The following is a 13,477-nucleotide window of genomic DNA, read 5'->3' as shown; positions in this document are numbered from 1 at the left end:
CTCGGTGACGGTTTGGCTTCAGTGAAGGTTCGGTTGAGGACCTTTTCCGCCCTCGTCGATCATGTGGCCACGCTCGAACCGGTCGAGCCGCATAAAGCGCGACACGTGGTGGCTTTCGTTTTTGGCAATCAGGTGGGCAAAGCAGAAACCGGAAGCCGGCGTCGCCTTGAAGCCGCCGTAACACCAGCCGCAATTGAGGTAGAGATTGTCGATCGAGGTCCGGTCGATGATCGGCGAACCGTCCATCGACATATCCATCACCCCGCCCCAGGCGCGCAACACCTTGGCCCGCGACAGGCCGGGGATCATCGACACCCCCTCCTCCATCGTATGCTCGACGGTCGCAAGATTGCCGCGCTGGGCATAGGACGAATAATAATCGATATCGGCACCGAACACCAAGCCGCCCTTGTCAGACTGCGAGATGTAGAAATGGCCGGCGCCATAGGTAATCACCTGGTCGATCACGGGCTTGAGCCCTTCCGAGACGAAGGCCTGCAGCACATGCGTCTCGATCGGCAACGACAGATCCGCCATCCGCCCGACCGTCGTCGTATTGCCCGCCGCCGCCAGCGCCAGCTTGTTGCAGCCGATGAAACCCTTCGTCGTCTCGACGCCGGTGACGACGCCGTTTTCGCGGCGAATGCCGGTCACTTCGCAATGCTGGATGATATCGACGCCGCGGCTGTCGGCGCCGCGGGCGTAGCCCCAGGCGACCGCATCATGGCGCACCGTGCCGCCGCGCTTCTGCAGCAGACCGCCCATGATCGGAAAACGCGCATGGTCGAAATTGAGATAGGGTGCCAGCCGGCGCACCTGTTCGCGATCGAGCAGTTCGGCATCCACCCCATGCATGCGCATACCATTGCCGCGCCGCGCATAATCGTCGCGCTGGCCGTCGGAATGGAAGAGATTGAGGACGCCGCGCTGCGACACCATCGCATTATAATTGAAGTCCTGCTCCAGCCCTTCCCACAATTTCAGGGACAGCTCGTAGAAACGATTATTGCCTTCCAGCATGTAGTTGGAGCGGATGATCGTCGTGTTGCGGCCGACATTGCCGGAGCCGATATAGCCCTTCTCGATCACCGCAACATTGGTGATGCCGAATTCCTTGGCAAGGTAATAGGCGGTCGAGAGGCCATGTCCACCGCCGCCGACGATGATCACGTCATAATGCGGCTTCGGCTCGGGCTCGCGCCATGCCGGTGTCCACAGCCGGTTGCCCGAAAGCGCCTGCTTGATGATCGAATATGCAGAATAACGCATCCACCCGTCCCGTTCATTACCGGCCCACATTCGCATATGCGAGAGAAAGGACAAGCGCAATCAGGACATTGACAGTCCCGTTCGCGACACCTCTGCCGAACATATCCGCGCGTTGCGCCGATACGACGCAAATACCGGGGACGAACTCACCGGCGTTACAAATGCTTTCAACAGTTTGCCTCGCACTTCATCCCCGCATGCCGGACACGGTCGTAAAATCCTGGCAATCGTGATTGCCGGAGATGACCATGAGTGACCGCACCGAAAACCTGAAAATGCCCTTCATCATGCCCTCGCAGGCACAGAAGCATGTGACCCATAACGAGGCCTTGCTACTGCTGGATGCCATTATCCACCTGTCGATCGTAGAAGAGCGCAACAGTCCTCCGGAAACGCCCGAAGCTGGAAACCGCTATCTGGTCGCAACCGACCCGACCGGCACATGGTCTGGTCATGCCGGCCAGATAGCAATCTGGCAGGACGGTTATTGGGCCTTTGCCACCCCGAAGACCGGTTGGCGGGCTTGGTTCGAGACAAGCGACCGGTTGAAGGCATTCGACGGGACCGTATGGCACGATATTGCCATGCCGGAGAATGCGCGTGTCGCGACACTTGGGATTGACGCAACGGCTGATGCGACGAACAGGCTTTCGGTCTCCTCGCCCGCCAGCCTGTTCAATCACGCCGGTGCGGGCCATCAGATCAAGGTCAACAAGGCCGCAGCCTCGGATACGGCGAGCCTGCTTTTCCAGTCCGGCTGGACGGGCCATGCCGAAATGGGGCTTGCCGGAAACACTGATTTCTCGATCAAGATGAGCGATGGCGCGAACTGGAAGACGGGCCTTGCAATCGACACCGCCGGCAGGGTGACGCGCCCCAACCAGCCGGCCGCGCGCATCTATCGCAGCGGCACGACCTTCACTCCGACCGCCGGCCAGCAGAGCGGCTTTACCGACTTTGCCATAAACCAGGGAGGCTTCACGCTCGGCGCCGCTGCAGCCGCCGGTGGCAATGCCCTCGTTGTTCCGGCCGCCGGCTTTTACCTTCTCGCGCTGGTCGTATCGGTGACAACGGCAGCCGCAGCCTATGCTGTGACAGTTTCGCGCAATGGTAGTCAGGCTGTACTTTCGCTGAATGGTGCAGCGGGTTCCACTGCCACCGTGTCAGTTTCAGGCATAGCTCAACTGCAACAAGGCGATACGCTGACATTTGGCCATTCCGGTTCTGCGACGTTTTCGGCCGGGACAAACGGAACTATCCTTTCACTGACAATGATTTAGCGAAAAAACTTCGGAAAATGATGCAGCGGCCGTCTCATTATCGAACACCGAAGCGGCAAATATGTGCATTTTTGCCGTTTCTCCCCTCCCCTGCCGGCCTTATTTCTCAGGGGCTTTACGCTCCAAGAGGCAAGAAAATACGACCTTTGCGGGTTAGGTCACATTTGCGGAACCGATTTAGTCAAATGTTAAAACTGCCGGACTAGGCTCTCCGGCGTGGTCTTGTGTTGTGTAGAGAGTTCCAATGACCGAAATGATCCGTCCACGAGTTAAATATGTCATCGGCCCCGATGGCAGCCCGCTTACGATTGCGGACCTTCCCCCGGCCAATACGCGCCGCTGGGTTATCCGTCGTAAGGCTGAGGTTGTCGCGGCTGTTCGCGGTGGCCTGTTGAGCTTGGAGGAAGCCTGCGACCGTTATACGCTTACCGTCGAAGAATTCCTGTCCTGGCAGGCATCGATCAACGATCATGGCCTTGCCGGCCTGCGGACAACGCGCATCCAGCAGTACCGCCACTAGGCGCCTCTGGCGAAAAGCCGCCCTTTTCGGGTGCCGTGGCCAAGGTCGCGGCATCCTTTGTTTTATCCTTTTTCAGGCTGCCTGCCCGTCTTTCTCATTGCTCGTTTTTCCCAGTTTGACCACAGAGGGAAAGACGGCCGCAATCACGGCGGATGCCGCATAGCACCAGAAACCGGGAAGGGTCGCGGCCGTCGCAAGCCCGCTTGTCTTCGCGGCGAAGATGACGATTGCAACCAGCATGACGTCCATCATCGACCATCTGGCAAGATGCGGCATCGCCCGGCGCAAAAATCGTGATCGGGATCCACCCGCCCTCACCTCGACCCCGAGCGCGACAAGTTTCAAGACGGGAAAAACCGTCGAAAACAGCGCCACGGAAATTGCCAGTGCCGCGCTGCCATCGGCCCACAATCCGACGATCAACAGCCAGAGAGACGGCTCTTCGCTGAAGAAATACAGTCTTTCGAAGCGCATGATCGGAAGCGTGATGCCGAGCGCCAGAAGCACGGCCGCCGCCGCCAGCAGAGCGAACGCGAAAATCCGGGTCAATCCGCCTCCTCGACCGAAAGCACATGGAGGCTCTTCCGGCGCCCTTGCCGAGATTGCCATGAATGATTTTGATCCATAGCATGGTCGGACGATGGGTTGAAACGGGATTGGAGCCTTGATGGACATTGATCGGCAAACGACGCCTTCGGGTGGAAGATATGTCGCCAAGCTCGAAGGTCATCTCGCCGAGATGACCTATTCCCGCGCCTCCCCGCATCTGATCATCATCGACCACACCGGAGTGCCGGATGCCTTGCGCGGAAAAGGTGTCGGACAGGCCCTGGCAAAATTCGCGGTCGAAGATGCTCGCCAAGGTGGCTGGAAGATTATTCCGCTCTGCCCGTTTTTCAAAGCGCAGATCGAGCGTCATCCCGACTGGCAGGACGTGGTCGGCAGATAATCCAGACAACCACCGACTGCAATCTGGTTCGATCCGACGCAGCCGTTCAGAAAAGGGAAAAAGGGCGCCGCCCCTTGCGGGTCGCCCTCTTCGTTCCCTCGTTTACGGACGGGCTTTAGGCCCGTGCGCGCATCCCGCCGTCACGCTCTTCGAGCGCTGCCGCCTTTGCGAGCTCCGCATCAGCCTCCTCGAGTGCCAGTTCGGCACTGTCCTGCTGGATCTTCAATTCTCGAATTGAGCCTTGCAGATTGTCGGCACGCTGGCGCGCTGCCTTGGCAAAGGTCGGATAGGCGAAATGACCGGGATCGGTGATCCCTGACTTTTTCTCCTCGAGCGTGATCTGGTGTTCCAGTTCCTTCGCCATTCGCTCAAATTCCGCCATCATCATCTGCAGTTGCTGCAGCTGCCGGCGCTTTTCGTTAACCTGAAATCCTTTCAGGCGAACAAGGCTGTCACGCGATTTCATACGCAATACTCCGTGGATACCAACACCCCGGCCCGCCATCCACCCTGTTACAGTGCAGATCAAAAAATTTCCGCGACGTTAATAAACTTGACGTCACGTTAACCTTTCGTTTACGGGCATCATTAATGATAAAGACGATCGTTTAAGGGTCGGTAAATACCAAGTCCAAATCGGACAGCGACAATGTGTCAGTCGCAAGAATCACTTAGCGAAACTTCCTCCTTCGCTGATTCAACCTGGTGATGTCCAATCCTCGAAGGAAAACAGGCTGCTACTTATTTTGCTTAACGAATTGATGCACCTTGCCAAATCAGGTCACAGTTTGTTAACCATTTGGTGGCAGCTTCCAAATCAGGCTCAGTCTGGATCCGTAACGAGTGAGGGGGCAAAAGGTAACCTTGCGCGGCGGTAAAGGGGAAAATTATGCGGGTTCTACTCATCGAAGATGACAGCGCGACAGCGCAGAGCATCGAGCTGATGCTGAAATCGGAAAGCTTCAACGTCTACACCACCGATCTTGGTGAGGAAGGCGTCGATCTCGGAAAACTTTACGACTACGATATCATTCTCCTTGACCTGAACCTTCCCGACATGTCGGGCTACGAGGTTCTGAGGACGCTTCGGCTCTCCAAGGTCAAGACACCGATCCTCATCCTGTCCGGCATGGCCGGCATTGAGGACAAGGTCCGTGGTCTCGGCTTCGGCGCCGACGACTACATGACCAAACCCTTCCACAAGGACGAACTGGTTGCTCGCATTCATGCGATCGTCCGGCGCTCCAAGGGTCATGCCCAGTCGATCATCATCACCGGCGAACTGATCGTCAATCTCGACGCCAAGACCGTCGAAGTTGGTGGCCAGCGCGTTCACCTGACGGGCAAGGAATACCAGATGCTGGAGCTTCTTTCGCTCCGCAAGGGTACGACGCTCACCAAGGAAATGTTCCTCAACCATCTTTATGGCGGGATGGACGAACCGGAACTGAAGATCATCGACGTCTTCATCTGCAAGCTGCGCAAGAAGCTTGCAAATGCCGCCGGCGGCGCGAATTACATCGAAACTGTGTGGGGCCGTGGCTACGTGCTGCGCGAACCGGATGGTGCGGAACTCGCCGAAACGGCTTAAAGGCTACACATCATTCCCTTTGCCTTAAAACCCGCCTGGTTCGCCAGGCGGGTTTTATTGCGTTGTGCACCCGGACGTTTTCAAAAATCTGGAAAACAAAAACGGCGACCGAAGCCGCCGTCACGTTGTTGATCAGGATATTTGCCTGTTGTCGGGCTCAGGCCGCCGCAGCGTAGGGAGAAAATACCGAGGTCAGGATCTTGCGGTCGAACGGCTTGAGCAGGAAATCGTCGGCCCCTGCCCGCTTGCCGGCCATCATTTTCTTCAGATCGGCCTCGATGACGCAATAGAATATCTTGACGCCTTTGCCCTCCGGCAATGCGCGAATAGCCGCGATCAGCTCCAGCGCGCCCTCGAGGCTCGCATCGACGATCAGGAAATTCGGCAGTTCGGCCTGGCAACCTCTCAGCGCATCGTGCGAATCACCCGCCTCGGCGATCAGGAAGCCGATCTCGGAAAGAATGCGCTTGCCGACCTTTCGCACAATATCAGAACTATCGGCGATCATCAGACGCTGCATAGGCCGTCCCCCTTCAGCGACCGCTCAACCGGTCGACCCCGAAGATATAGCCTGCCGCAGCTAACGAATCGTTACGCCCAGGATTGGCACACCGACCCGACGCATCTCCCCGGCGTGTTTAGGCCGCAGCCATTTCGGCGATGAAGGTGATCTTTTCCTCGTCGACGACATGCTTGAGGTCCATGTCGCATTCCTCGGCGAGAAGCACGGTGTAATAGGGAAGGATCGTGTGCGCATCGATCGCTTCTTCCAGCACGCCGGTGCAGATCTCGACGAACTTGGCAGGCACCCGCATCATCCGGCCCTTGATGACGATGACGAAACGGGCAGCGCCCTCGGGATCTTCGAGCGTTACGTCGAGCGAGCCGCCGCGCGGAATGCCCGCATAGGCGACAAGGAAGAGATTGAGCAGAAGCTTGACCCGGTTCTTCGGAATAATGGCGCGCGGGCCGTTCCATGTCACTTCGGTCTTCTTTTCCGCAATGGCGAAATCCTTGGCTGCCTTTTCGGCTTCGCCCGTGTCGATCGACGCCCCGACCGAGCCCGATGCCCCGAAGGCAAGACGGGCGAATTTCAGACGGACCGAAGCATTGGTCGCCGAGGTGCGGATAAGATCGAGGGCATCCGCATCGGCAGCACCTTCGTCGAGCAGTTCCAGCCCGTTATTGATGGCGCCGACCGGCGAAATGACGTCATGGCAGACACGGCTGCACAGGAGTGCCGCCAGATCCGGACCGCTAAGGGTGAGATTGGGATTTTTCGGCATGCCATACTCCTGATGCATCTGATCGTCGCCCCGCTCTGTGCCACGACAACATTGCGCGGAGATGGAGCAGTAAGGCCGGCATAATGACACCACGTTTGGTAAACTGACGATTAATCCGCAACCCGCTTCCTCGCAATCCTTCCGGATTTGTCTCGTTTCGACGGACTGTAACGATGAAAATGACCATTCCCGCGGATAAACTGCTGTCGGAAACGATCGATTTCGACCAGAGCCCTGGCAAGGAAGTCGATCGCGCACAGGTGCTCGCCCCTCACGAGCCGTCGAGGCACGACCGGCAGCGTGATGTTGCAGCGGTCGGAACGCCTCAACAAAAACAAGTTCGCAGGTGAATAAACATGCGGTGGAAATGCGCCCGTAGCGCGCCATTTCATCTGCATCGAGCGTGAACCAAAATCCCAACTCCAATTAAATCAATTACTTGCGATATAAAATACTTAACCGCTTGTTAATATCATAGCGCCAGAATACAGCGCTGAAGCATGATGCTACGCCTATGGACGATTAAAAACGGACCTGAACATGCGCCGCAATAAAATCTCCGCTCCTATCCTGAGCCTGAAAGCACTGATCGCATTCATGGCGGCCTTCTGGCTTTCCACCATGCCGGCTGCCGCACAGCAGAACGACAGTAACTATTCGCTTCAGGAAATCGTGGACGCGGGTCACGGATTCTTCGGCTCCACCAGCGGCGGTCTCGCCAAGGTGGTGGAGAACGCGTTCCAGAAATTCGGCCTTCCGAACGGCTATATCCTCGGACAGGAAGGCTCTGGCGCCTTTATCGCCGGCCTGACCTATGGTGAAGGCCAGCTCTACACCAAGAATGCCGGCCAGCATCCCAGCTACTGGCAAGGCCCTTCGCTCGGCATCGATTATGGTGGACAGGGCACGCGGGTGATGATGCTGGTCTACGACCTTCCCTCGGTCGATGCGCTTTATGCGCGTTTCGGCGGCGTGTCGGGTTCCGCCTTCGTCGTTGCCGGCGTAGGCATGACCGTGCTGCGCAATGAGAATGTCGTCCTGGTTCCGATCCGTACCGGCGTCGGCGCAAGGCTCGGCGTTAATATCGGCTATCTGAAGCTCACCCGTTCGCCGACCTGGAATCCCTTCTGATCGCACCTGACTTTGATTGCGGGTTCTGACCGGACCCGCAAACGGCGCGCTTGCTGCTTCCCCATTCGCATGCTTAAACGTGCATCCCGGAATATCCCACACCAAGACGGCCCGATCGTGATCGAATTTGCCCTGCTTTTTGGCCTTGGTTTTTTAAGCGCTCTTCTGCTCGCGATGCTGGTTGCGCCGGCGATCCACAGGCGCATCGTTTCTTTTACTGAAAACCGCATCAGGGCCACGGTGCCGATCAGTGCGCAGGAGGTTCGCGCCCAGCGCGACATGGCTCGTGCCGTCTATGCCGCCGAAAACGCCCGCACCAAGCAGGAACTGCATCAGGAGCGGGACAGGACGGTTTCGCTGGTGCTGCAGAGCGAAAACTTCAAGGAAGAGATCAGGACGCTGACGGCCGACAATATCGAGCTCAAGGCGGTTGCCGATGGGCTGGATGTGACGGCTACAGACCTGAGATCGCAGCTGCGCCAGGAAGACGCCTACATCGCCGAACTCAAGGCCGCACTTGAAGCCACCGAGGAACAGATCATCGGCAAGGATCTGACGATCGGGCAACTGACGCAGCAGATCGAGCTTCTCTCGGCCAAGAAAGACAATGCCCGCATCGACCTGTCGACCCGCGAGACGGAGGTCGAAAACCTGAAATTTCGCGTCGCCGCCTTGCGGGAGGAACGCGATAATCTCCGCAAGGACATTCGCGTCCAGACCACGCGAGCAAAGGAAGCCGAGATCCGCCTTGCGCAGGAGGGGTACCGCTCCACAAGGCTCGAAGACAAGCTCACGCGCGAAGTGGCAGTTCGCACCGACAAGGAAACGGCGCTCGAACGCCGCGATGAGGAGATTTCCCGCTTGCGCGACAAGATGACGGCAAAGGGTGCAGGTGAGGTTGCGTCTATAGCAACGGCACAATCCGCGGCCGAAGAGGCGCCCCGGTCACAGGCCAAGCAACCGCCGGCAAAAGCACTTTCCGAAGCAGATATCGAAGCGCGCGTCTCGCTTCTGGCAGCCGACGCGAAGAACCGCGCCACGGCGCTTTCAGAACGGATCTCCAACGGAAAAGGCATGTCGAACGACGCAGCCTTACGAGAAGAAATGGCAACCATCGCCTCCGGCATGGTGGCGATGACCGCATTGGCCGAAGGCCGCGCATCGCCGGTTCATGCCATGGTCGCCGGCAAGCCGGCCCCGGGAAAACGCCAGAGCCTTGCAGCCCGCGTCCGCACCCTGCTCGCCACATCCGGCAATATAGACGACCGATAGCTCGTTGATCGACAGGTCTCTGATTGTGACACCGAGCCTGTTGCTGCTCAGATACGTCCCTGGGCGCCGGCAATCTCGTAGAGCGCTATACCGGTGGCGGTGGCAGCGTTGAGACTGTCCAGCCCCGGCACCTGCGCGATCGAGGCGGTATCGATCTTCTCCATCAGCGTCGCAGGCAGTCCGGTCCCTTCGCTTCCGGTCAGAAGCGCCATTCGTGGTGCCGGTTGCACCTGGCGGATTTCCGTGCGCCCGGCTGGCGACAATCCCCAGATGGAGAACCCGCCCTGAACCAGCGCCGACACCATTTCCAGTGTTGTCCCGCCCCGTGCATAAGGCACCTGCAGCACCGCACCGACCGACACCCTCAGGGATTTCCGGTAGAGCGGATCGCAGCAGGTTGCGTCCAACAGGATGGCATCCACGCCGAAGGCTGCGGCATTGCGGAAAATCGAACCGATATTGTCGTGGTTTGATATGCCGATCGCGGCGGCAACCAGAGCCTTTTCCGGAAGCATGGACAACAGCGCCGATGGGGCAGGCTCGCGAACCCTTTTGCCGATCGCCAGGATTCCCCGGTGAAGGTGGAACCCGACAATGCCATCCAGCACGGTGCTGTCGGCAATATAGACGGGCACGCTGTCGGGAAACTCGGCAAGTATGTCGGCAACACCGGCAAGCCGGTTTTCGAGAATCAGGATCTTTTCGGCAGAGAACTCTCCGCCACGCCGGTGGGCTGCCGCCAGCATGCGCAAGACGACAGTCCCTTCTGCGATGAACAGCCCATGGCGCCCGACAAGATCTCTTTCCCGTATCGAACGGAACTCGTCGATACGGGGATCATCCGCATGGTCGATGCGGATCGGCTCCATCATGGCTGACCGACGGTCACGTCGGCGACGATGCGCCCGACGGCAAGATCAAAGATGAATACCTTGGGCATGCCGTTCAGCGCGCCGTAAAACAGGATCTGGCTGCCCGACAGCGAAACCTGCTGGATGTCGAAGCCCGGCGGAAGTGCGGCCGTAGCTGTGAGCGGCTGTTCGGCGGGAACGGCAAAACCACCGGTGGTAGCAGCGGCCACCGGCGCTGCCGGACGCAGGGAGATCTTGTAGACAATCGCGGCGATGACCGCCATAAAGCAGACCAGAAAGATACCGCCCGAAATCAGCTGCAGGCGAACCATCTTCCGGCGGATTCTCTCCATCGCCGGATCAAGTGGCTGTTCCTGTTCCTCGAAATCGGCCTTGGGCATGGACTGTCCTTGTATTGAACGGAATGATTGAATGAGCGAGACCTTTAGCGAAGCCGGGCTGCCAAGGAAAGTCCTGAATGCTGGTGAAGACGATAGCGGCCGACTGGACGCCTGGTTGACGGCACAACTGGATGGCGAACTGTCGCGCAATCGCATCAAGGCATTGATAGAAGAAGGCACGGTCAGCATCAACGGCAAGATCGTCACAGAGGCCAAGAAGAAGATCCAGCCCGGCGACACGATCGAACTCGTGGTACCCGAGCCGGAAGACCCTGAGCCCAAGGGCGAGAACATTCCGCTTGAAGTCCTCTATGAAGACAGCGACCTGATCGTCATCGCTAAGCCCGCCGGCCTCGTCGTCCATCCAGGCGCCGGCAACTGGACCGGCACCCTGGTCAATGCCCTGATCTACCATTGCGGCGCCAGCCTCTCCGGCATCGGCGGCGTCAAGCGCCCCGGCATCGTCCATCGCCTCGACAAGGAGACGAGCGGCGTCATGGTGGCCGCCAAGAACGATATTGCCCACCGTCATCTCGCCGACCAGTTTGCCGATCACGGCCGTTCGGGAGACCTGCAGCGTGCCTATCAGGCGGTCGTCTGGGGCAGGCCCAGCCAGTTGCGCGGCACGATCGATGCGCCGCTTGGCCGTTCATCCGCCGACCGCACCAAACGGGCGGTCAAGCGCGAGGAATCGTCCGACGCCCGCCATGCAGTCACCCATTACGAGGTTGTCGAACGGTTTCAGGAGACACCCGATGCGACTGCGCTGGCATCGCTGATCGAGTGCCGGCTGGAAACCGGCCGCACCCACCAGATCCGCGTCCATATGGCCCATGTCGGAAATCCGCTGGTTGGCGATCCGGAATATTCGGGCGGCTTCAAGACAAAGGCCAACCGCCTGCCGGAACCCGCCAAAAGCATCGTCGGCGCATTCCCGCGCCAGGCGCTGCACGCTTTCCTGCTCGCCTTCGAACATCCGCGCACCGGCGAGATCATGGAATTCCAGGCCCCGATCCCGAACGACATGGCGCAACTGATCGAGGCGCTGCGGGAGTAGTCAGCTCCGCTTCCGTCACGGCGTGGCATCGACGCAAGGTGGCCGCACCTCCCGCCTGCCGGCAAGGATATGCAGGCATACGGCGCCAAGCACGATAGCGCCGCCGGCCAGCGCATGCAGATCGGGTGTTTCACCGGCAAACAGCAGAACCCATAGCGGCGCAAGCGGCGCTTCCAGCGAACCGATCAGCACGCTTTCGACCGGCGGCAGAAGCCGCGATCCGATCAAAAGCAGCATGAAACCCAGCGAAAAACCGAAGACGCCGAACAGGAAAATGACCATGAGGTCATGAGATGACGCCGTCGCAGGGGTTGCAAAAGGCGCAATCATCACCGCGGCGAGAATGGTGGAGACCACCGTTCCGGCCAGAGCCGGCGTATCCGGATGACGGCGCACCAGCACGGTCCACAACGCGATCCCGCCTGTCATGGCAAGGGCCAGCAGATCGCCGGCAAGGCCTCCTCCATCCCCGCCATTGATCATCACCGTTATCCCGATCAGGGCGATGCCGCTGGCAACAAGGGCAGAGACAGCCGGTTTTTCTCGAAGGATGAGAAAGCCAAGCCCCGCCGCCATGAACGGGCAAAGCGCGAAGATGATCGACACATGGGCGACGGAGGTCATGTAGAGTGAGTTGATGAACAGGATCATCGAGGCCGCGGAGATCATCGAGATCACCATCCCGCTCCGGCCGAGCCGGAGAAATTCGCCAAGCGCTCGCCGGCGAAAAACCACCAGAAGGCAGGCAAACAGGAAGAGCCCACCGAAAAGACCGCGCAGAAACGTCAGCGTCGCCGCATCGACGCCGACGAGACGGCTCATCAGCCCCGTGGTGCTGAGTGCAACCGTCGCGACCGCAACCAAAAGCACACCATGGACGTGGGATGAAAAAGCCATGCAGGTCGCCTCCCCTCTTTCAACCCGGCCAGATCTATCAAAACACTGCTGACAGCGTGGCGTCAGCAGTGTTCAATGCCTGATGCACGGGAGCAAGACACTTGCCAAATTCCGGACGCATGTTCGAGGTCGTTCAACTTCTGCGGGCCAGCCGTTCGCCGTTGACGGCCGACTTAATGGCGGCTCGGTTGGAGGTGACCAAACGCACCATCTACCGCGATATAGCCGCCCTGCAGGCAGCCGGGGTTCCGATCGACGGAGCGGCGGGCATCGGTTACGTCATGCGTCGCGGTTACGACCTTCCACCGCTGATGTTCACGCCGGAAGAACTCGACGCGATCACCGTCGGGCTGGCACTGATCGGCAGGACGGGAGACCGCAGCCTGATGGCAGCCGGCGCCAATGCCTCAGCCAAGATCGCCGAGGTTATCTCCCCCGAAGCAACGCCGGACCATCACGACCCCTGGCTATTCGCATCGCCCGCGCACGCCATCCCTGAGCCGAAGATCGATATGCGGACCTTGCGTATGGCGATACGCCAGGAACAGAAACTCCGCATCGCCTATCGTGACGGAAACGGAAACGCTACCGAGCGTACGCTGATGCCACTTGCTTTGCTCTATTATATCGATGGGGTGATCCTCGCCGGCTTTTGCGAACTGCGTCAGGATTTCAGGCACTTCCGCCACGACCGGATTGTGAGCTGCCAACTGACCGGCGACTGCTTCTCCAATGTGGCGGCCAAATTGCGCCAGCAATGGCGCCTCCTGCCCGATTTCTTTGCCAGCCAGCAAAACTCCTGATTGCGGCCGCAGCGTTCAGTCACGTGAAAGGAAATCCATCAGGATAGAGAGGCGAACAACCCGAAAGATCTGAAGGCAGAGAAACGAATAAATTCTTTCCAATATAAAGGCGTGCAAGTATATTTGTCCCGACATGAAAAAACATGATTCAGTCATCAGGGCAAAAAGAT

At 58.9% G+C, this 13,477-nt stretch carries 17 protein-coding genes; 9 read left to right on the top strand and 8 right to left on the bottom strand.

The window, feature by feature from the left end; genetic code table 11:
• Window positions 1-18: 18 nt before the first annotated feature.
• Window positions 19-1,269: a sarcosine oxidase subunit beta family protein gene (locus tag AC2GXZ_RS03075; RefSeq protein WP_483757644.1), complete on the bottom strand. Its 1,251-nt coding sequence runs from the start codon at window positions 1,267-1,269 to the stop codon at window positions 19-21.
• 248 nt (window positions 1,270-1,517) lie between these two features.
• On the opposite strand from AC2GXZ_RS03075, the gene AC2GXZ_RS03070 reads away from it, so the two are divergent.
• Together AC2GXZ_RS03070 and sciP are read left to right on the top strand one after the other, a co-directional pair.
• Window positions 1,518-2,549, top strand: a complete 1,032-nt coding sequence (locus AC2GXZ_RS03070; protein WP_483757643.1) for a DUF2793 domain-containing protein — start codon at window positions 1,518-1,520, stop codon at window positions 2,547-2,549.
• A gap of 244 nt (window positions 2,550-2,793) precedes the next feature.
• Window positions 2,794-3,069, top strand: a complete 276-nt coding sequence (gene sciP, locus AC2GXZ_RS03065; protein ID WP_145637669.1) for a CtrA inhibitor SciP — start codon at window positions 2,794-2,796, stop codon at window positions 3,067-3,069.
• Between the two features lie 72 nt (window positions 3,070-3,141).
• Here the strand turns inward: sciP and AC2GXZ_RS03060 are convergent, their stop codons facing one another.
• Entirely contained in the window at window positions 3,142-3,618 is a 477-nt protein-coding gene (locus AC2GXZ_RS03060) for a paraquat-inducible protein A (RefSeq protein WP_483757642.1), read from the bottom strand.
• A 118-nt stretch (window positions 3,619-3,736) separates the two neighbouring features.
• Between AC2GXZ_RS03060 and AC2GXZ_RS03055 the strand changes: the two genes are divergently transcribed.
• Entirely contained in the window at window positions 3,737-4,018 is a 282-nt protein-coding gene (locus AC2GXZ_RS03055) for a GNAT family N-acetyltransferase (RefSeq protein ID WP_483757641.1), read from the top strand.
• 115 nt (window positions 4,019-4,133) lie between these two features.
• Here AC2GXZ_RS03055 and AC2GXZ_RS03050 read toward each other — a convergent pair whose 3' ends face one another.
• Window positions 4,134-4,484, bottom strand: a complete 351-nt coding sequence (locus tag AC2GXZ_RS03050; protein ID WP_483757640.1) for a flagellar export protein FliJ — start codon at window positions 4,482-4,484, stop codon at window positions 4,134-4,136.
• A 423-nt stretch (window positions 4,485-4,907) separates the two neighbouring features.
• Between AC2GXZ_RS03050 and ctrA the strand changes: the two genes are divergently transcribed.
• The gene (ctrA, locus tag AC2GXZ_RS03045; protein WP_139677252.1) at window positions 4,908-5,609 is read left to right on the top strand and encodes a response regulator transcription factor CtrA; all 702 of its coding nucleotides are present in this window, start codon (window positions 4,908-4,910) and stop codon (window positions 5,607-5,609) included.
• 157 nt (window positions 5,610-5,766) lie between these two features.
• Here ctrA and AC2GXZ_RS03040 read toward each other — a convergent pair whose 3' ends face one another.
• The gene (locus AC2GXZ_RS03040; protein ID WP_483757639.1) at window positions 5,767-6,129 is read right to left on the bottom strand and encodes a response regulator; all 363 of its coding nucleotides are present in this window, start codon (window positions 6,127-6,129) and stop codon (window positions 5,767-5,769) included.
• Between the two features lie 118 nt (window positions 6,130-6,247).
• Window positions 6,248-6,895, bottom strand: a complete 648-nt coding sequence (gene chpT / locus AC2GXZ_RS03035) for a histidine phosphotransferase ChpT (protein ID WP_483757638.1) — start codon at window positions 6,893-6,895, stop codon at window positions 6,248-6,250.
• Window positions 6,896-7,068: 173 nt separating this feature from the next.
• On the opposite strand from chpT, the gene AC2GXZ_RS03030 reads away from it, so the two are divergent.
• From AC2GXZ_RS03030 to AC2GXZ_RS03020, 3 genes are all read left to right on the top strand, one after another.
• Entirely contained in the window at window positions 7,069-7,245 is a 177-nt protein-coding gene (locus tag AC2GXZ_RS03030; protein ID WP_483757637.1) for a hypothetical protein, read from the top strand.
• Window positions 7,246-7,492: 247 nt separating this feature from the next.
• Window positions 7,493-8,026 (top strand): DUF1134 domain-containing protein, encoded by a 534-nt coding sequence (locus tag AC2GXZ_RS03025; protein WP_483758249.1) that lies wholly within the window; start codon window positions 7,493-7,495, stop codon window positions 8,024-8,026.
• A gap of 117 nt (window positions 8,027-8,143) precedes the next feature.
• Complete coding sequence (locus AC2GXZ_RS03020; protein ID WP_483757636.1) at window positions 8,144-9,298, top strand: hypothetical protein; 1,155 nt, start codon at window positions 8,144-8,146, stop codon at window positions 9,296-9,298.
• 47 nt (window positions 9,299-9,345) lie between these two features.
• Here the strand turns inward: AC2GXZ_RS03020 and AC2GXZ_RS03015 are convergent, their stop codons facing one another.
• Window positions 9,346-10,170, bottom strand: a complete 825-nt coding sequence (locus AC2GXZ_RS03015; protein ID WP_483757635.1) for a TrmH family RNA methyltransferase — start codon at window positions 10,168-10,170, stop codon at window positions 9,346-9,348.
• Window positions 10,167-10,550 (bottom strand): hypothetical protein, encoded by a 384-nt coding sequence (locus AC2GXZ_RS03010; protein ID WP_483757634.1) that lies wholly within the window; start codon window positions 10,548-10,550, stop codon window positions 10,167-10,169. The genes AC2GXZ_RS03015 and AC2GXZ_RS03010 overlap by 4 nt, the downstream gene beginning before the upstream one ends.
• A gap of 31 nt (window positions 10,551-10,581) precedes the next feature.
• On the opposite strand from AC2GXZ_RS03010, the gene AC2GXZ_RS03005 reads away from it, so the two are divergent.
• Window positions 10,582-11,607 (top strand): RluA family pseudouridine synthase, encoded by a 1,026-nt coding sequence (locus AC2GXZ_RS03005; protein ID WP_483757633.1) that lies wholly within the window; start codon window positions 10,582-10,584, stop codon window positions 11,605-11,607.
• 15 nt (window positions 11,608-11,622) lie between these two features.
• Here the strand turns inward: AC2GXZ_RS03005 and AC2GXZ_RS03000 are convergent, their stop codons facing one another.
• Window positions 11,623-12,504 (bottom strand): DMT family transporter, encoded by an 882-nt coding sequence (locus AC2GXZ_RS03000; protein WP_483757632.1) that lies wholly within the window; start codon window positions 12,502-12,504, stop codon window positions 11,623-11,625.
• 101 nt (window positions 12,505-12,605) lie between these two features.
• Between AC2GXZ_RS03000 and AC2GXZ_RS02995 the strand changes: the two genes are divergently transcribed.
• Window positions 12,606-13,307 (top strand): helix-turn-helix transcriptional regulator, encoded by a 702-nt coding sequence (locus AC2GXZ_RS02995; protein WP_483757631.1) that lies wholly within the window; start codon window positions 12,606-12,608, stop codon window positions 13,305-13,307.
• The last annotated feature ends 170 nt before the right edge of the window (window positions 13,308-13,477 follow it).

The organism is Aliirhizobium sp. YIM B11859 (genome assembly GCF_057163345.1).
This window is presented reverse-complemented; position numbering and strand designations above follow the sequence as displayed.